Origin of the sequence: Pseudoalteromonas sp. SG43-6, from assembly GCF_014164365.1 — a bacterium.
Lineage (GTDB): Bacteria > Pseudomonadota > Gammaproteobacteria > Enterobacterales > Alteromonadaceae > Pseudoalteromonas > Pseudoalteromonas rhizosphaerae.
Map to the genome: position 1 here is coordinate 1 of NZ_JACJEZ010000071.1, position 19,274 is coordinate 19,274.

At 41.6% G+C, this 19,274-nt stretch carries 10 protein-coding genes and 1 pseudogene; 2 read left to right on the forward strand and 9 right to left on the reverse strand.

Annotation, left to right across the window (positions count from 1 at the left end):
• Positions 1–184: 184 nt before the first annotated feature.
• Positions 185–1,162 (forward strand): integron integrase, encoded by a 978-nt coding sequence (locus H5201_RS20630; protein ID WP_182785284.1) that lies wholly within the window; start codon positions 185–187, stop codon positions 1,160–1,162.
• 20 nt (positions 1,163–1,182) lie between these two features.
• Here H5201_RS20630 and H5201_RS20635 read toward each other — a convergent pair whose 3' ends face one another.
• From H5201_RS20635 to H5201_RS20670, 8 genes are all read right to left on the reverse strand, one after another.
• A complete protein-coding gene (locus tag H5201_RS20635) occupies positions 1,183–2,895 on the reverse strand; it encodes an alpha-amylase family glycosyl hydrolase (RefSeq protein WP_182785285.1) in 1,713 nt (570 codons plus the stop codon).
• An 86-nt stretch (positions 2,896–2,981) separates the two neighbouring features.
• Positions 2,982–5,387 (reverse strand): glycoside hydrolase family 15 protein, encoded by a 2,406-nt coding sequence (locus tag H5201_RS20640; protein ID WP_182785286.1) that lies wholly within the window; start codon positions 5,385–5,387, stop codon positions 2,982–2,984.
• A gap of 14 nt (positions 5,388–5,401) precedes the next feature.
• Complete coding sequence (locus H5201_RS20645) at positions 5,402–6,886, reverse strand: MFS transporter (protein WP_182719538.1); 1,485 nt, start codon at positions 6,884–6,886, stop codon at positions 5,402–5,404.
• A complete protein-coding gene (locus H5201_RS20650) occupies positions 6,876–8,768 on the reverse strand; it encodes an alpha-amylase family protein (RefSeq protein ID WP_182740715.1) in 1,893 nt (630 codons plus the stop codon). The genes H5201_RS20645 and H5201_RS20650 overlap by 11 nt, the downstream gene beginning before the upstream one ends.
• A gap of 123 nt (positions 8,769–8,891) precedes the next feature.
• Positions 8,892–10,697, reverse strand: coding sequence for a glycoside hydrolase family 13 protein (locus H5201_RS20655; protein ID WP_259398579.1), 1,806 nt, complete (start codon positions 10,695–10,697; stop codon positions 8,892–8,894).
• A gap of 52 nt (positions 10,698–10,749) precedes the next feature.
• Entirely contained in the window at positions 10,750–12,237 is a 1,488-nt protein-coding gene (locus tag H5201_RS20660; protein ID WP_182740717.1) for a tryptophan halogenase family protein, read from the reverse strand.
• 1 nt (position 12,238) lies between these two features.
• Positions 12,239–13,750 (reverse strand): tryptophan halogenase family protein, encoded by a 1,512-nt coding sequence (locus H5201_RS20665; RefSeq protein ID WP_182740718.1) that lies wholly within the window; start codon positions 13,748–13,750, stop codon positions 12,239–12,241.
• 104 nt (positions 13,751–13,854) lie between these two features.
• Complete coding sequence (locus H5201_RS20670) at positions 13,855–16,605, reverse strand: TonB-dependent receptor (protein WP_182740719.1); 2,751 nt, start codon at positions 16,603–16,605, stop codon at positions 13,855–13,857.
• Positions 16,606–17,326: 721 nt separating this feature from the next.
• Between H5201_RS20670 and H5201_RS20675 the strand changes: the two genes are divergently transcribed.
• Positions 17,327–18,952 carry an alpha-glucosidase family protein gene (locus H5201_RS20675; protein ID WP_182785287.1) on the forward strand — a complete coding sequence of 542 codons (1,626 nt, stop codon included), beginning with the start codon at positions 17,327–17,329 and terminating at the stop codon, positions 18,950–18,952.
• A gap of 142 nt (positions 18,953–19,094) precedes the next feature.
• On the opposite strand, the pseudogene H5201_RS20680 reads toward H5201_RS20675, so the two are convergent.
• A pseudogene (locus H5201_RS20680) lies at positions 19,095–19,274 on the reverse strand (IS630 family transposase); the annotation flags it as partial.

Consider the following 19,274-nt stretch of genomic DNA (forward strand, 5'->3'; position numbering starts at 1 on the left):
GAAGCTTTTTAAGTTGAGCGTAATTTAAGTTGGTAATGTGATGTAGTATATTTTGAAACTGCTTGGAAGCCATATTGCACCTGCCGTTGTTGGGTTTCAGTACATTAACTATAGTTCACCAACACCGAAAGACAACATAGCCCTATACATACAGTACCTTTTTATTGGAAATTGAATATTATTTATGAAATCTCTTTTTCTAAACATGATTCAAGAGCATATGTATAGCAAGCGTTATGCTAAGAGCACCATTGAGGCTTATCTTTTTTGGATAGCTGCCTATATTCGCTTTAATAATATGCAACATCCAAGTTGTATGGGGGATACGGAAGTCGAATTATATTTAAACCATTTAGTAAACACCCAAAATGTTGCTCAAGGCACACAAGCTCAGGCGTTGAATGCGCTTAGCTTTCTATATAAAGAAATAATTAAGGACCCTCTGTCGTTATCATTAAATTTTGTAAAAAGTGAACGTCCGAGAAAATTACCCGTTGTGCTTACGCAAACTGAAGTAACCGCACTATTTAAACACTGTATTACAAAGCACTATTTAGCTTATGCGCTACTTTATGGCAGCGGTATGCGGCTAATGGAAGCACTACGTTTACGGGTACAAGATATTGACTTTGATTATAGCTGTGTTCGAATTTGGGATGGAAAAGGAGGCAAAAACCGTATTGTAACACTCGCGATAGAGCTAATTCCTCAATTGCGCGCACAAGTACAATTAGTAAATAGTTATTTACAGCTTGATCTTAAAAATCCTCTATACAGTGGCGTTTACATGCCCCACTTATTACGTAAAAAATACCCCAATCATAACAAGCAGCTGGGATGGCAATATTTATTTCCATCTTATAAGCTCAGTGTTGATCCTGAAAGTAAACAGTTGAGAAGGCATCATATAGATGAAAAGCAAGTACAGCGCGCGGTTAAAAAAGCAGCTAAGGATGCCAACATTAATAAACACGTTACCCCACATACTTTACGCCATTCTTTCGCTACGCACTTACTCCAAAGTGGCGCTGATATTCGAACGGTTCAGGTACAATTAGGTCACACTGATGTGAGAACAACCCAAATTTACACGCATGTTTTGCAGCAAGGCGCCAATGGCGTAATTAGCCCATTTTCACGAATTGGGGCTAACATATGTTAGCCCCAATGGGTGAATTTTATTTACAATGTGTTGTTTAGTAAAAACAAACCATAGCCAGCGAGTTGTTCGTCATTGAGGTCGTGTTGCCAGCTAGGCGTTAACCCCTGACGTTTTATACCGCTGATGCTTTGCGGGTTAGCGGTTAAATTAAGTATAAACATCGATTTACTGCCGTTTAACTCGCGGGTTATTTCAACTAGGCCGTTGTTGTGTTGCGTTAATTCATAACTGCCTTTAATACCCAGCTCTGGGCGCTGTTTTTTCTGCGAAATTAAGTGCTGGTACAAGCGCCATAATGAGTTTGGCTGCATTTGCTGTACTTTAACATTGCGATCACCTGCGCTAAGCTGCTCGGCTAAAAATTCAGGCCACCAGCTAGTAAAGTCTTTACCAAATAATTCACTTTGTTCAACCCAGCTCGTTTTAGCTTTGGTAAAACCGGCTTGATTGCTGTTGTCCCATTGCATAGGCGCACGTTTATACACATCGTGACCTGTGCCACCTTGTGTTAGGCCTATTTCTTCGCCGTAATAAATATACGGAGTACCAGGAGAGCTAAATAACATGGCGGCGGCAAGTTTTGCTTTATCGTCGTGCTCTGCAAGTTGATAAGCGATACGTTCTTGGTCGTGATTAGTTAAAAACGGTGCAAAAAAATCAAGCGGTGCATTTGAATCAATACGCTGTTGTAAATTTTGTTTGAGCACATTGGCATCAACTGTATTCACTTGTTGATTAGATTGCATAGTGCCAAATTGCGCTTCACCACTGGCATTGGGTTTTAATAAGCCCAGTATTTTATAGCCCACTTCAAAATCAAAGCCCTGATCAAGCCCTTTACCTTCGCCGTAGTATTTTGCCGCCACAGGAATATCTGCCCAGGCTTCACCCACCAAATATGCCTCAGGGTTTACACTTTTTACATACTGATTAAAGTGCTGCCAGTAAGCTATGGTTTCGTCTGTGTCGGCCTGTGTATTGCCGCCGCTTTCCATGGCAAAGCGTACAGCGTCTAACCTAAAGCCAGCAACCCCTTTATCAAGCCAAAACTTGGCCATTTTTTCCATTTCGGCAATAACATCAGGGTGGCGTAAATTTAAATCAGGTTGGCTTGCTCCAAACGCACCATAGTAATACTGCTGACGTGTTTCATTCCAATGCCATACTGCGTCGGGTTGGTCGTTATTACTCCATGCGTGGCCCCAACCGCTACCGGCTTTTGGCATATCGTCGCGCCAAATAAAGTAATCAGCATAAGGGGCTTGTTGTTTTGCTGAACGCTGAAACCATTCATGGTTACTTGATATATGGTTTATAACTAAATCAAGTATGACTTTCATGCCTTTATCATCAGCGGCTTTTATAAAGGCTTCAAACTCGGCCATGCTGCCGTAGTCGTTTTCTACTTGGTAAAATTCAGTAAAATCATAGCCATGATACGACGGTGCTTCAAACATGGGGGTTAACCACAGTGCATTTACGCCGAGCTCTTGTAAATACGGGAGCTCTTGGGTCATACCGTTAAAGTCGCCATGACCATCAGCATCGCTATCGTAAAAGCTGCGTGGCCAAATTTGGTAAAAAATGGCGCTTTCCCACCACGGGCTTGCTTGTTGTTTAGTATTTAATTGCGATGTTTCGGTGTTATTCGTGTTGTTATTTAATGATGGTGCGCTTTGGCAGCCTGTTAGCATGATTGCTAATGCTAATGCGCTCAAGGTAAATGTTTTCATTTCAGCCTCGTTATTATTGTAATAAATAACTTAGCCGTATTTTACTACGGCTATGTTAATTAACCTGAACTGCGGATAGTTTGCGGTTATTTTAGTGCTTTAGTTACCACTGGGTAATGATCCCATACTTGTTTGTCGCTTAGTGAGCGCACTAGCTTCACGTATTCAGCATGCGTCCACGCCAGTGGTGTGGCCGAGTTTGTACCCTCGCCTAACGTGTATCCTGCTTTATTTACGCCTACGCCATCCCACACTTGTTCTGGTAGCATCATGCCTTCGTTAGCAAATTGCTCTAGCCCTTTTACATAGCTATTTTTAATAGCCTGCTGTTTTGTTGCATCTAAGGTATTATTAGCATTTGCGGCGGCAATTTCATAATGGCCCCGTTCACCGGTAAAAAATGGCCAAACTCGCCCACGTTGCCCTGGGCTATTTTTTCCACCTTGCGCATAGTTAGCGCCAGTTACTTCATCTTCACCGTATCCGTCGTTACCATAACGGCGGTAGCCTGCAAATGTGCCGCTGCCATCAGTAAACTCAAAGCTGTATTTAACTTGTAGGTTATCTGTTAGGGTTTCGTCATCATATTCTGGGAGTGTTTTTACTATGCTGGGCGCTAGTGCATCACGTACACCATAGCGAACGAGCTCTAAAAATCCACCATCGAGAATTTGCTTTTTATTAAAACCTTCACGGCCATTATTGGCGTTAATTTTAGTATTTGAATTGGCGTCTTTGTCTTGGCCAATACGTATAAAATACTCGCCGTCTGATGCGTTTGATTCTAAATTACCTTCGGTGGTAAACATCATGCTTTCTATATCGGCGTTGTAACTTTTTGCTGTTGCAAGGTAGCGTTTAGCATTCACCTCATCACCTGCCATTTTTGCAATATCAGCGGCGGTAATTAAACCTGCAATAACAGCAGCGGTGGTTGATGGTGAATACCCTTCTTGCTCTTCCCAACGCTCTTGTTGAGTCGCAGGTGGGGTTATTTGCATGTCGTTCCATAGGATTTTAGCGCGCCCACCGTCTACCAAAAAGTCAGCGGCCGGTTTTAACATGCGGGTATACCAATCAGTTAGCTCAGCATCACTTAACACATCTGACTGATGAAGTTTCCACGCTAGCATAATAGGCATAGCGGTTTGGTCTAGCTGTACGCCTACCCATTCAAGTTCGCCATCTACGTGTGTTTTTTGTAAAAACCACCCTGTGTCGCCTTTGTTGCCCTGGGTTTTGCTGTTTACTTGTACTTTTTCAAGGTATTCAAATGCGGTTTTAGCAGTCGCATTATCGCCCATGGCCATAAATGCCATGGCAACTTGATAAAAGTCGCGCACCCATACCGCTTTGTAACCGGTAGAGCCGGTTTTCGCCGATACGGTTTCACCCCACGGGTTTGATAAAGACGCAATGAGCGCGCCTGCATGGGTTTTATCTTCCTGAGCTTTTAAAACCATGGCGCTGGTATACAGCAGTTTACCGTTATCAGCTGTTTGCTCGCTCATGGTATTAAGTGGTGCAAGGCTTTGTAGGTAATCTTGCCAACCTAGGGCTTCGCCTTTGCCGTTGTAGTTATCAAGTACAGCTTGATACCCTTTGGCTAGCGTAGCTTGGCCCTCTTTAAAGCTTGCTTGCTGGTTTTTACCAAAGCTTAGGCTTAGATCAAATTGACTGTTTTTACCAATCTCACCCAGCTCAGCAAGTAAGCTTACGTTACCCGATTGCTCACCCGTATTTTTATACACAGTTGCTAATTGCTGGGTTGTTTTAAGCTCAGTTAAACCATCACTCACGCCCGTAAAACCGACACTTGTTTGTTTAAATGGCTTTGCACCTTGCAATGACAAGTAATTTTCGCCCTGCCACGCTACCAACCCTTGCTCGGTGGTTTTTGCAAAGTCATCTAAGCCGTTGTTGTTTATATACGGGTTAACTGTTACAAATGCTTTTACACCGTCAAGCTGGGTATTAAAAATACTGCGTACAAATAAGCTTTGACCGTCTGGATCGGTAAATATATGTTTTTCGAGGCTAAAGCGACCTTGCTTATCTTTGCTTACTACTTTGTATGCTAATGATAACGGGCGGCCTTTATCGTCTTTGTATAAGTAATCAATGGTAACGTCTAAATCGTCAGCTTCGGTGACTGTAAAATCTTTCCCGACTACAACAAATTGCATGTCTTTAATTTGCGCTTGATGAATAAGCCCAAACATAGTTTCGGTGATCATCCCTTTAGCAATCGAAAACCATACTTTTGACACTTTAGCTGTTGGCGCGTCGTCACTGTAATGGCCATTTTGATATTGCTCAAAAGACGTGCCTATCCCAGTTTTGCCTGCGTATGCCCAAAATGGGGCTTCGCCTGGTGCGCCTGGGGCACTCACTGATGTTTGCGCTACTGCACTAGTTTGCGTATTTTGCACGCCACAACCGACAAGGCCTGCGGCCAATATTGTCGCGGTAATTAGGTTATATTTTTTCATTTTAGCCCCTTAAATTAAGACTGTTTAACACGCAGTACGGCAACCGCTGCAAGTACAAAAGACACAGCACCTAGCATCAATGCGTAAATAGGTTGATTTTGGAAAAAGTGACGAAGTATCAGGCCAAGGACACTGGCGGCTAATAATTGTGGGATCACAATAAAAAAGTTAAATATTCCCATATACACACCCATTTTATGACTCGGTACTGAGGTACTTAACATGGCGTAAGGCAACGACAAAATAGACGCCCACGCAAAACCAATACCTATCATTGGCCAAATAAGTAAGCTCGGTTCTTGTATAAACATAAAGCTCGCCAAACCTAACGCACCTAAAATAAGGTTAAGTGCATGCGCTAGTTTTAAACCAACACGCTTAACGATGATCGGGATACATAAAGCCGCCAATGCAGCAAAACCGTTGTAAGCCGCAAATAAAATACCCACCCAGTCTGCACCATTGTTATACGCCGCTGAACTTGTGTCGCTGCTACCATAATGAAAACTGGTTACCGCTGAGGTGGTGTAAATCCACATGGCAAATAATGCAAACCAGCTAAAAAACTGCACCCAAGCAAGTTGTTTCATCGCCTCTGGCATGGTGAATACATCGTTAACGACTTGGTAAAAGCCACCGCTGGTGTGGTTTTTTGCCTGTAGTGCGGCTGCAATAAATTGAATAACGCCAAAACTCACTAAGCCAGCTGCTAATAGGTACAGCTCTTTTTCTAGGTTTAATCCCATGACTAAACCAAGTACGGCAAGCCCTAAAACAGTAAATACACTGCCGCCTTTACTAAAGTTAATTTGTGCACAAACCGTCTGTTCAACTTGAGCTTGCTCTTGTTGATTAAATGCGGCCAATTCTTCAGGTGAATATTCTTTGGTGGTTATAATTGTCCAGCCTACTGCGACCAGCAATACAACTGCACCAAAGTAAAATGAGTACTTTACTGAATCAGGAATTTGCCCTGCTGCGGCAGTGTTGGCAATATCAAACCAGTTCGTCATCATCCAAGGGAGTGCAGAAGCAACCACGGCGCCTACGCCTATAAAAAAGCTTTGCATTGCATAGCCAGTAGCACGCTGTTTGTTTGGTAGATTATCGCCTACAAGGGCGCGAAATGGTTCCATGGTGACGTTAATCGATGCATCCATGATCCATAACATGCCCGCTGCAATCCAAAGTGTTGGTGAGTTTGGCATAATAAATAACGATAATGTGGTTAAAATAGCGCCGTATAAAAAAAACGGACGACGGCGGCCTAATTTGCCCCAGGTTTTATCGCTCCAGTAACCAATAATTGGCTGTACAATTAACCCTGTGAGTGGTGCTGCTACCCACAAAATAGGAATGTCATCTACATTAGCCCCAAGGGTTTGAAATATTCGGCTTACATTACCGTTTTGCAGTGCAAAGCCAAATTGAATGCCTAAAAAGCCAAAGCACATGTTCCATATTTGCCAAAAACTTAAATCTGGTTTGTTATTTTTCATTATGAGCTCCAGTGGTTAATACTGCACTGCTAAGCGCATTTAAAGTTAAACTAATGTGTGCCTGCTCAGCTGTAATAGTTAGCTCGGCGTTTTGATTCGCCTCTAGCAAATCAAGCAATTGTAATTTTTCGCTGGTATTTTGCGTCAGTGTGTTAAGTGGAATATCAATACTGATCTGACTGACTTGCTCAGCAAAATTACTCACCACCCAAATTTGTTGATTACCGATACTGCGGCTAAACGCAGCAACTTTTTCGCTGCCAGTAACCATCAGTGGTTGCATGTCACCAGCTACAACTGCTGGATGTTTACTCAACGCCATAACGGCTTTGTAATATTCACGTAATTGACCTTGTGCCGGTGTTAATAAAGCACCATCAAACTTGCCGTTGTTCATCCACGCTTGATGCGCTGGCACGCCAATGTAGTCAAAAATACTGGTGCGAGTTGGTTTGCCAAAGCCGGCATCTTCAGAGCCATCTTCACCCACATCTTGAGCAAAATATAATAGTGTTGGCGCACGGCTAATAAGGTTTGATACTACTAATGCGGGTTTGCCCTTTTCACTACTACCTGCAAAGTCAGGGCTGGCGATACGTTGTTCGTCATGGTTTTCTAAAAAGTGCAGCATATGCTGCTCTATGTCAGCCACTTTTTGCTGAGCATTAAAAATAGTGTCTGCCGGTTGCGTGCCTTGCATAACAGCTTTTAAGGTGTCGTAAAAGCCGACTTTATCGTACAAGTAATCCATTTTTCCTTGCTGGATATACGGGCGATATAGTGCGGGATTGTATACTTCGGCTAGTAAAAATGCCTCTGGGTTGTGCATCTTGATTGATGAGTTTAGAAAGCTCCAAAACTCTACTGGTACCATTTCGGCCATATCATAGCGAAAGCCATCTACGCCTTTATCGAGCCAATATAGCGCGATATCACGAAACTTATACCAGCTGTTTGGCAACTCTTTATCCTGCCAAAACTCAAAGTGCGCGCGTAAATCTTTAGTAGCATACTCATCGGGCAGAGTTGGAAAGTCATAACTACCGTCAGGTTTTACGCCATAATTTACTTTAACTGTTTCGTACCAGTCGTTTATATCAGGCTTAGCAGCACGGGCACCATTACCAGTCCATTTTGCAGGCGTTTCAGCAAATAAGTTATCAGCAAGTGGGTGGGCATTACCGCCTAGCACTTGGTAGTTTTCACTGGTTGGTACTTGAAATGACTGCCCAGTAACGTAATAAAAGTTATTATCGCGGGCATACTCTACGCTGGTGTCATCTTGCTCACCAAAATCTTTAACTCCAGCGGGTTTAGCGGTTGATTGATAATGACGCGCCACATGATTTGGCACAATATCAATGACCACTTTCATACCGTGTCGATGGGTGCGCTCAATTAATGCAGCAAACTCTTCGAGGCGGCGCTCTGGATTAATGGCTAAATCTGGGTTTACATCGTAATAATCTTTAATTGCATACGGCGAGCCGGCACGGCCTTTCACTACATCCGGGTCATCTTGGCTAATTCCATATTGGCTGTAATCGCCGACCAAAGCATGGTGTAACACGCCGGTATACCAAATATGGGTGGTACCAAGTTCTTTAATGCCACTTAAAGCAGTATCATTAAAGTCACTAAATGTGCCTACGCCATTTTGCTCTTTGGTTCCCCACGGAATATTGGCTGTTTGCGTATTACCAAATAAGCGCGTGAATACCTGATACACAACCGGCTTTGAATGCTCGTTAACTTGTTCAGCTACCTTTTTGTCAGTACTGGGGGTTGTGGGCTCATCTGAGCAGCTCGACAATAACAAGCTACTAGCTAATACCCATGAGCCATATTTGAATGTACTAATTGTGGTTTTATTTGTTGTCATAATGTTCTTACTTAGATCTGACGTTTTAATGGGTTGTCATTTAAACGTCATTTTTATTATAAATTTAATACTAAAGTGAACTGCCACTGACTGACAGCGGCTGCATACGTATTCACACAGGCTTTATTCAATTATTAATACCGTTGCACTCATAGGCGCTAAGGTCACTGTATCTGTTATATTTATTTGCTGTTCAGTAAAAAGACTCACAGCCTTTTTGTATTGCCCAATAACCTCTTGCAGATACGCTAATGACCAGTTTTTTGCTGCGGTATTTTTATTTAAAAACACCAACAAAGTTTGCTGTTCACTTATCCGCGCGTAACTGTATATACCTGATTTAGGACTAAAATGAACCAGTTTACCTTGCGCTATTGCTGGGCTTTGCTTTCTAAAATTAAGTAAGGTGGTGATGGTTTGCTGCATATCACGCTGCTCATCTGATAACCCTTGTCCTGTAAAAGCATTACTTGGCTGACCTTTAAAACCACCGGGGAAATCAATACGGATATCACCGTGATCATTACTGCCCGTATTATCAAGCAATACTTCGGTGCCATAATACATTTGTGCAATACCACGAGTGGTAAGCAACATAGTCATCGCCATTTTCGTTTTAGCAAGATCTTGCTTAAGCTGAGTGTAAACTCGGCTCATATCGTGGTTATCGGCAAACACGAGCAAGTTGTCTGGATTTGGGTATAAAAAGTCATTGGCGATTGATTGATACACTTTTACCCAGCCAGTGTTCCAACTCTCCTCTTCATTAAGTGCTTGAATAAGTGACTCTTGTAATGAAAAATCCATCACGCTTGGTAAGCTTGAGGTATAGCCGTCGTTATTTACCTTTCCTGCTTGCCAATATGAAGCAATCGCAGGATTGGTGGTCCACTCTTCGCCAACAATATTAAAAGCGGGATACTCAGTCATTATGGCTTTAGTCCAGTCAGCTAAAAAGGCTTTGTCTGAATATGAATAGGTATCAACGCGAATACCGCTTAAGTCGGCGTATTCAATCCACCAAATAGCATTTTGGATAAGGTAGTTTGCTAATAACGGTTGCCGCTGGTTTAGATCCGGCATTGTGGCTACAAACCAGCCATCGCTAAACTGGCGTTTATCAAACTCACTTGCATGTGGGTCTTGAATGGTTTGACGAGCATGGCTGGTAGCATGTTTACCGTTTGCAAACTCGCCATTAAAATTGATCCAATCTGATGTGGGTTTATCTGTCATCCATTCATGCTCAGAGCCAAAGTGATTAAGCACTAGGTCCATCACTATACCAATACCGTGTTGTTTCGCTTTGGCTGATAACTCGCGATATAACTCATTTGAGCCCATGCGTGGGTCGATAGTGTAAAAATCGGTAATTGCATAACCGTGATAAGAGTAGCTGGGCATATCATTTTCAAGCGGTGGTGTTAACCAAAGCTGGGTTACGCCCAGTTTTTGCAAATACGGCAGTGCGTTAATTACACCTTGAATGTCGCCACCGTGACGCCCACCTCGCTCAATTGGATTTGCACCCTCAAGCACTCCTTTTACTGTGTCGTTGCTGCTATCGCCATTAGCAAAGCGATCCGGATTAATTAAGTAAATGGTATCACTGCTATCAAAACCGTTACGTTTACTGCTATTAGCTTTACGTGCATGCAATTGATACTCAAAACGCTCCCCTGATTTACTGCTAAACACTAAAACACCTGGCTTTGCTATTGGATTTATTTCAATATTTAAAAAAGCGTAATTTGGGTTATCTGTTTTAGTTACACTTTTTAAACTCACCCCTGAGTAAGATGCTAATTGCCATTGTTGCTTAGCAATACCTTGATCATGCAGCATAATTTGCAAGGTATTATTTTGCATACCAACCCACCAGTTTTGTGGCTCAACGCGCATTTTTGCGTGCAGCTGAAAACTCAGCATTACTGTTACTAACAGTAATGCGCTTTTTGATAGTCTCATATTAATATCCTGATTATTTTTGCTGCGGGATGATGGGCGTAAGCGCTCTAAAATGGCTTGCACACTGATGGTTAAAATTATAAAGCTCTTTAATTTGCTGTTGTTGCGTATAACTTGGCTTAGCAACGCTAGGAGGGAAGACGCCATAACCGCTCAATAAGGTATGCCACGACAGACTTGAATAGTAGTTTTCAATCCCTTGATGGGCAATTTCGCCGGTTAAATCATTACGCGATAGCCAGCACTGAAGAATATTTTTTAACGAGGCTGATAGCATTTCATTTTGACCATTTGCTTGCCAATACTCGGTATCTCGACGATTAGATGCGCGATAATGACACACAATATAATCGCGAATACCTTCTATACGGTTATTAATTTGCATATTGAACGGATCACGTTTTACTTCACTCGGTCGGTTATGCTCAAAACATGCGATAAACGATTCGATTGTTTGCTGCACTAAATGTAAAGCAGTTGCTTCAAGAGGTTCAATAAAGCCTTGCGATAAACCTACAGCTAAACAGTTTTTATACCAATGTTGCTTAACTCGTCCTACTTTCATTGTTAGCTTACGTGCAGGTACATCGCAATTGAGTAAGCCGAGTTTGGTTCTAAGTTCTGTTTCTGCTTCATCAGCACTGCAAAAGTCTTGGCTGTAAACATAACCATTGCCAATACGATTGGTAAGCGGAATAGCCCATTGCCATCCATATTTTAATGCGGTTGAAGTTGTTTGCGGGGCTTGTAATTGATTACTCATTGTCGGCAGTACAATAGCACTGTCGTTAAATAGATTTTCTTTAAAACTAAGCCAAGGTACGGCTAATGCTTGCTGAATAAGCAATCCTTTAAAACCACTACAATCGATAAAAAAATCAGCTGCAATACACTGCTGTCCATCACTGTTTTCATCAAGAACAAGCTGCTTGATGTTGCCTGCAGAATCAAGCTCAACCTGCGCTATGGTGCTTTTTAGGTGCTTAACACCTTTGCTTGTTGCTCTATTAGCTAAAAATAGCCCAAGCAGTCCCGAGTCAAAATGATAACCATAACTTTGCTGAAATGGAAAGTCCGCTTGAGTATGTGGCCCACGCCGTTGCTTAGCTAAGTAGGCTGCTAAAAAATAGCTGTCGGGATGTGCATCAATCGCTACACCTTGACGTTTTAACAAACAACTTTTTATAAATTGCTGCTGTGTATGTAAATCCGTCTGCCCATAAAATGAGTGAAAATACTGCTCATGACCTGGATGGGTAGACCAATTTTTAAATTCAATCCCCAGTTTGTAGGTTGCATTGCATTGAGGCATCCACTCACTTTCGCTAATATTTAATGTATCGAAGAATTGTTTTAACTGCGCAGTCGACCCTTCACCAACACCAATAGGCGCAATTGTTGGTGATTCAATTAAAGTGACATGGGTATCAGTGAGAGAATGATTTAATAAATTAGCAGCCATCCACCCTGCTGTACCGCCACCAACAATAATAATATTCATACTAAAGGTGACCTTTTGCTAACTCTGAGCCACTGCAAAATTGCTGTAAATATTGCTCATGTGTTGGTAAGTGAGTCACGTATTGTTGTTGGATTGTGGTTATATTTGATAAGAACTCATCCAGCTCAGAATCTGAAATTGCACGTGCGAGCGGATGATAACTTTGTGGTCTGATCCCTTGTCCAATTAAAACTTGTAGCCAAGCAACCTCTGAAAAAAGTTCATCTGCTTGTATTGATAGCGTACCTGTTCGTTTAAAGAGTGCAATACGTTGCTGTAATGAGTCAGGTAATGTCATAGCGCCACACCGTTGCCAAAATGGAGACTGCTTTTGATTAACAGCGTAATGCAAAATAATAAAATCACGAATTTTTTCAAATTCATTTTTGGCTTGTAAATTATAAGCATGCGCCGATAACTCACAATCAGGGTGCGCCGGAAATAACTTAATAAACCGAGCTATACTGGTTTGTATTAAATGTAAGCTGGTAGATTCCAAAGGTTCTAAAAAGCCACTAGATAAACCAATACTTAAACAGTTTTTAAACCACTGCTGTTCGCGTCTTCCTGGCGTGAACTTAATATGTTTTGGGGCCGTTATGGTCTCAGTTTCTAAACTATTAAATAACTGTTGTTCAGCTTGTTCAGCACTCATAAATTGGCTGCTATATACCAGCCCATTCCCCACTCTATTTTGCAGCGGAATTTGCCATTGCCACCCGGCATCTTTTGCAATCGAACGAGTAAATGGCGGCGTATTTTTCAGCGGTTTAGTTTGCACTGCAATTGCACGATCACAGAAAAGCCAATGCTGATAACTTTGGTATTTAACCCCCAACGCCTGTTCAATCAAGCGTGCACTGGAGCCGCTGCAATCAATAAAAAAATCACCTTTTATGGTTTGTTCATCACTGAGTTCAAGTGTTTTAATCAAGCCATTATCGTCTAATTTTACAGACTCCATCGTACCACTGAGATATTCTACACCTTGCGCAATTGCAAACTCTTGTAATAACTTTGCGTATTTGCCCGCATCAAAGTGATAAGCATAAGTAAGCCCAGCTAAAGGCGTTTTACCAATCTGTGGATTTGGGTGGAATTTATTATGGTTTGCCGCAATCGCATTAACACTGAAGTCCCATAAGGTTTGCGTTGTTTTGCTTTGGTTGCTTTTGAGCCAAAAGTGATGAAATGGGGTGATCCCAAGCCCTCTGCCAATATCACCAAATGCATGCTGGTAACTATCGCCTTGTTGGCCCCAATTTTCAAATTGAATACCAAGTTTATAAGTGCCTTGAGTGCGCTTTAAAAAAACGTGTTCATCAAGCCCCAAGACATTGTTGAAAGTCTGTATCGCAGGGATAGTTGCCTCCCCTACACCAACAGTTGGAATATCGGGTGATTCTATTAAAGTGATTGATAGCTGCTTAGAAAACACTTTTGCTAACATCGCAGCGGTCATCCAACCTGCACTGCCGCCGCCTAAGATAACAATTTTTTCTATCGCTTTCATTTATCACTCCTCACAAATAAAAAAGGGATCTCTATTGAGATCCCTAGTATCTTGTCTCAATCGCGTTTAATACAACTGAATCATACTGACTTGGGTATATTTAATTAAAATTTATAAGCAAAGCCTAATAAATAATTAGCCCCATAGCTTTGATAATCACGTACCGTTGCTTTATTGCCGTCATGATAAGTTACAAACGGCTCATCAGTTAAGTTTTGTGCTTGTAGCGATACAGTAAGACCTTGTAATGCTTCAATGCTAGACTCAGAGAAATCGTAACCAATTTGGGCATCCCAGATAGTCTCTTCTGCAACAACGACCGTTGTTCTTGCTAATGATAGACCATTTACTTCACCTAAGAAGTCAGAGCGGTAACGCATACTCACACGTGCTTGAAAACCGTAGTTTTCATAATAAAGTGTCCAGTTATAAACTTTATCTGATAGACCTGGAATTTCTTCTTTCTCACCATTGAGGTTATCAAGCGAAGAATCTAAAAAGGTAGCGCTAATAACTGTACCAAAGCCTTCAAGGCTATCGCTGAGTATATTACCTGGTAATGTCGCTGTTAACTCAAGGCCTGATACTTTTGCATCGCCTACGTTATCCCATGCGCTCACTAGACCTTGGTTAGTGATCGGCACTTCACCATTAGGTGTATCAACATCAGCAAAATCACCCACTATTTGCGTGTTGAACTGCCAATCTTCTATGTCTTTATGAAATAAAGCAGCTGCAAAATAACCTTCCGCACTAAAGTAATACTCATACGATAAGTCGATTTGATTAGCAATAACAGGACGCAAACTTGGGTTACCGCCACTTGCACTCCACGGTGAATTTTCTAGATTAGTCGGTGGTGTTGTAACGTTGTTTTTTGCCGCATCAAAGCTGTAGCTGTTACTTGCATTCATACGATCCATACGTGAACGCGACATTGTACGAGCTAAACCAAAGCGTAGCATTTGATCTTCAGTCAACGATAAGTTCAAGTTCAAGCTTGGTAAAAATTCAGTATACTTGTCGCCTGCTCTATTTGATTGTACACGGACAAGGCCTGTATCCGGATCTGAATCAACCGCATAACCGTCAGAGCTTTGATCTGTATTTACAATTTGCAAGCCCACGTTGCCGCGTGCAGGTAAACCAAACAATTCAGTATCTAAATCAGCTTTAACATAGGCAGTTAAAATATCCTCTTGTACAGTCCAAATATTTGCCCAACGGCCTGTATCAGTATCAGCTTGATTAAATGAATCGTACGCGCCGCTGTTGTATAGGGCTAACGAATCATATGCAATCATGTCACCCATACCAATAAAATCAAGTGATACTGAGCCTAGGTAATATTCATCTGGGATACGCACCATTTCAGGATACTGCTTGAGGCGCAGGTACTCACCGGTATCTTGTTTATCTTTTTCACGGCTGCTGTAGTTAACACCAAATTCAACTTGGCTTATCGGACTATTTTCAATAAACGTTTTTGCACTGAGCTTTAATGATGCTAATTCATCTTCAACATGTGGTCTATTTAAAAAGCCATCTTGACCATCGCCACCAACAGCACTACTCCCCCAAGTACGCGCTGCACCCAGTTGAAATAAATCGCGGTCTGAATAATCAAGTGTAGGGGTAAAAATGGCGCCAGCCATACCACTGTCAAGTCTGTATTGTAGGTTATCACCAAGGCCTTCGTTGTCACCACGTCCTGTCGCTGCATAGCTTTCAAGACCCCAGACATCACGTTCAACCTTTGAATAACTCACATCAGCAGCCACTTGCCAGCTGTCATTTATATCGTATTCAACGTTAAAACCAAGCGCGAGTAAATCAGCAGTCCTGAAGTTTACGTCATTACGAACTAAGGTTTTAATATTATTAACTTGGCCTTGAGTAACAACGCCACCATTGGTGGCTAACGTTTCATAATTTGTATCTGCACGACCTGAATTTAATGGCAGCTCTATGCCTCGTAATATTTGCTTATCTTCAAAATCAACATACATCGCATCGGCGGTAATATGCAGTTTATCTGATGGTGCAAATTCAAGCACACCTAAAAAGCTATCTCTTGTTAGCTCTGATGAACGTGCATAAGGCTTAGCGCCCTGTAAACGTAAATTGCCGTCAGCACCACTTGGATCATAACCCCATGCATTCCAGCGTTGTTCTTGATTTGGTGATTCCATGTGGGCATAAGCAAATGCAACACCAATGGTATCGTCAGCAAATTGATCTACATAACCAAACGAACCACGATAACCTTTATTATCCATTTCTGGATTAACTGCATCCATTTCGTTTTGTTCAAAACGCACATTTGCAGTAATTGATTGTTCACCGGCTGAGAGAGGACGCGTAGAGCGTAAATCAACGGTACCGCCAATCCCTTGAGTCGTTAAAGATGCGTCTGGCGTTTTGTATACAACAACTTCGCTGATCACTTCTGACGGGTATAAGTCGTATTCAACACCACGGTTATCACCAATCGATACTTGCTCACGACCATTAAATGTTGTGGTACTAAAGTCTTCGCCCATACCACGAATAGTAATTGAACTTGCACGGCCATCTAATCGTTGCGCGGCAAGACCAGGTAGACGCGCAATTGATTCTGCAATAGACGAATCTGGTAACTTACCAATATCTTCTGCTGAGATTGCCTCTACTACTGAGCTGCTGAAACGCTTAGTGTCAATAGCTTGAATTAAACTACGACGAAAACCTTTCACTTCAATGACTTCTAAATCTTCATTCGCAGTTGTTTGTTGCTCAGCTGCAAAACCTGACATGCTAGTTAAGCCTGCGGTTGCAAGTGCAATTGTTAATATACTTGGTTTGAACATAGACATGATGTGTTTCCCGTTACCCAATTTTATATTACTAACTTTTAGCGAGTTGCTTGTGATAGAAGCAAACCATTTGTTAGCTATTTTGTTGTCAGGATGAATATTAACGCCCGCCTTATTTTTTTAACAACTTTATGCATACGTATTCAGGCTAGTACAAAACCAACAAAGTTAACAAAAAATTCACACAAATAATGGCAACACCTTGTTTTTATAGGTATAAAGAGGGGATAATTGATCATTCTATTTTATAAAAGAAATATGTACTGCATCGAGCTCCTTCAGCGCGGCGATTTACAGTTTAATACCTTAATTATTAGTGCATTCACACTTTGCATTCGAGTCCCGATCGCCCCCTCACAAAATGCCAATTGGTAAGACCATTAATGGCGCTGCACCATAACGCTACAGAACCCATATAATATGCACCAAGTTGGATTTGCTACTTTGTTAATGATACGAAAACGAGAATTGGTAAACATCTATTTGCCGCTCACATACCTTTGTTAATAGGTTTTTCAGAAGCTGTTTTCCTTATCAAAGCGATCTATTTAGCATGCATACGTATGCATCCTTTTTACAGTATCAAGCCCTTCACGTATGCTTTTTAAAAAATAACGTAGTTTGCTTTAATCGAACTGCTAACAAGATTACGAACACACCATTTCTAAACAGTAATAATTGCTAGGGTAAAATGGGGAGTGTTGTCACGATGGAGAAAAAAATGGCTCAACAGCAGTGGTATAAGGGTGCCGTGATTTATCAGGTTTATCCGCGCAGTTTTCAAGATACCAACGGTGACGGCATTGGTGATTTAAAAGGGATCATCAGCCGGATAGACTATATTAAAAGTCTGGGTGTTGATGCTATTTGGATCTCACCATTTTTTAAATCACCAATGAAAGACTTTGGCTATGATATCAGCGATTATCGTGACGTAGACCCTCTTTTTGGCGATCTTAATGACTTTGACGAGCTCATTGCACAAGCTCATCAACGCGATATTAAAATTATTATTGATCAAGTATTGAGCCACACATCAGACCAACATCAATGGTTTTTAGATAGCCGAGAAGACAAAACTAACGCCAGATCTGATTGGTATGTATGGGCTGATGCAAAACCAGATGGCACCCAGCCAAACAACTGGCTTTCAATTTTTGGTGGCCCTGCTTGGCAATGGGAGCCGCGTCGTGGCCAGTATTATTTACACAACTTTTTTACTGAACAACCGGATCTTAATTTTCATAATCCAGATGTACGTCAAGCAGTATTAGATAATGTTGAGTTTTGGCTTAAAAAAGGGGTAGATGGTTTTCGCCTAGATGCAATTAACTTTTGTTATCACGATGCACAGCTACGTGATAACCCAGCTAAACCGCCAGAAAAACGCCAAGGCCGTGGTTTTAGCGAAGATAATCCGTATGCTTTTCAGTATCACCATTATAATAATACCCAACCTGAAAATATTAGCTTTATGCAAGATATTCGTACCCTGTTAGACAAATATCCTGGTACCGTGTCTTTGGGTGAAATATCATCCGAGGATTCACTTGCTACTATGGCTGAATACACCGCCGGTGGCGATAAACTGCATATGGGTTACAGTTTTGAGCTACTAACCAATGATTATAGCAGTGAGTATATTCGTACAACGGTTAAGACATTGGAAGAACGAATGACAGAAGGCTGGCCTTGCTGGGCCTTTAGTAACCATGATGTAGAACGTGTTGCTAGTCGTTGGAGTAACAATGGTGAAGTAAACCCTGCGCAGTGTAAAATGCTTACCGCCCTACTCGCTTCATTGCGCGGTAGTGTATGTATGTACCAAGGTGAAGAGCTAGGTCTTGGTGAAGCAAGTGTGGCGTTTGAAGACTTACAAGACCCATATGGGATAACTTTTTGGCCAAACTTTAAAGGCCGAGATGGCTGTCGTACGCCTATGCCATGGCATAATGATGACGGTGAACAGGCCGGATTTTCTGCAACGAAACCTTGGTTACCTGTTGACGAAAACCACAAACACCAGACTGTAAGCAAACAAGATAGCGATAGTGATTCGATTCTAAATGCGTTCCGCCATTTTATGACATGGCGTAAGCAACAAGCTATCTTACTCGAAGGCGATATTGAATTTATTAATACCCCTGAGCCATTGTTAGCTTTTTACCGTCGTTTTGCAGGCCAGACTATGTTGTGCGTATTTAACCTAGCGCAAGAGCCTGCAAGCCTCAACATTGAACACACTGACATTGTGCAACATACAGAACTGAATCATCACAATGGCAGCTTAGATAAACAAACCCTTACCCTACCCGGTTTTGGTTGTTTTTACGCAGCCGTTAGTTAATATTTTTTAGTAATATAAAAGGGATTTGCAAGATTGTAATTTCCTTTTCGAAAAAGAGTAATCGGTCATAATCTATATTGTGGCCGATTTTTTGATTCTTTATCAACTATAGTTCTTTAAATAATACCAATCTGCATAAAGATTAAGTCAATTTTATCCAGTCTCTAGAGCATTTGCTTTTAACCGTATCTGGGACTGAAATGAATTTATTCCACGCTTGCGAAACCTGTTCGACTATTTCTTCATAACCACTAAACACACGATTAGATAAACAGTGTTGCCGTATCCAACTCCATACTTGCTCTATTGGATTTAACTCCGG

Excerpts from the sequence above, each read along its gene's own strand:
- H5201_RS20630 (WP_182785284.1), top strand. The coding sequence starts at position 185 with ATGAAATCTCTTTTTCTAAACATGATTCAAGAGCATATGTATAGCAAG.
- H5201_RS20635 (WP_182785285.1), bottom strand. The coding sequence starts at position 2,895 with ATGAAAACATTTACCTTGAGCGCATTAGCATTAGCAATCATGCTAACA.
- H5201_RS20640 (WP_182785286.1), bottom strand. The coding sequence starts at position 5,387 with ATGAAAAAATATAACCTAATTACCGCGACAATATTGGCCGCAGGCCTT.
- H5201_RS20645 (WP_182719538.1), bottom strand. The coding sequence starts at position 6,886 with ATGAAAAATAACAAACCAGATTTAAGTTTTTGGCAAATATGGAACATG.
- H5201_RS20650 (WP_182740715.1), bottom strand. The coding sequence starts at position 8,768 with ATGACAACAAATAAAACCACAATTAGTACATTCAAATATGGCTCATGG.
- H5201_RS20655 (WP_259398579.1), bottom strand. The coding sequence starts at position 10,697 with ATGCTGAGTTTTCAGCTGCACGCAAAAATGCGCGTTGAGCCACAAAAC.
- H5201_RS20660 (WP_182740717.1), bottom strand. The coding sequence starts at position 12,237 with ATGAATATTATTATTGTTGGTGGCGGTACAGCAGGGTGGATGGCTGCT.
- H5201_RS20665 (WP_182740718.1), bottom strand. The coding sequence starts at position 13,750 with ATGAAAGCGATAGAAAAAATTGTTATCTTAGGCGGCGGCAGTGCAGGT.
- H5201_RS20670 (WP_182740719.1), bottom strand. The coding sequence starts at position 16,605 with ATGTCTATGTTCAAACCAAGTATATTAACAATTGCACTTGCAACCGCA.
- H5201_RS20675 (WP_182785287.1), top strand. The coding sequence starts at position 17,327 with ATGGCTCAACAGCAGTGGTATAAGGGTGCCGTGATTTATCAGGTTTAT.